Source organism: Microbacterium sp. ER1, assembly GCF_023383675.1.
In the GTDB taxonomy this organism is placed as follows: Bacteria; Actinomycetota; Actinomycetes; order Actinomycetales; family Microbacteriaceae; genus Microbacterium.
This window is the reverse complement of the sequence record NZ_QCXO01000076.1, coordinates 1-248: the sequence shown is the minus strand read 5'-3', so window position 1 is coordinate 248 and position 248 is coordinate 1. Positions and strand designations below refer to the sequence as shown.

The following is a 248-nucleotide window of genomic DNA, read 5'->3' as shown; positions in this document are numbered from 1 at the left end:
GTTCGATGAGCAGTTTGGTGATGATCGCGCTGGACGAGGTGCCGGTCATACCCGCGATGACCAGCGCCTCCCTGGCCCCCCAGCCGGTCATCAGGCCGAACGCGAAGCCGGCGCCCATGTTGATCAGGAAGTAGGAACCACCGGAGATCAACAGTTTCCCGGCGTCGCCGAAGAAGGCCTCCTGGTCGAACTCGAGGCCCAGGCTGAACAACAGCAGGATCAACCCGAAGACCGCGATGAGTTCGATG

Annotated in this window: 1 protein-coding gene; it reads right to left on the bottom strand. The window is 62.1% G+C overall.

All coding sequences use genetic code 11. The annotated features are described in order from the left end of the window. Positions 1-248: cation:proton antiporter (locus tag BV453_RS01825; RefSeq protein WP_249520734.1), on the bottom strand; the 248-nt coding region annotated here is incomplete at both ends.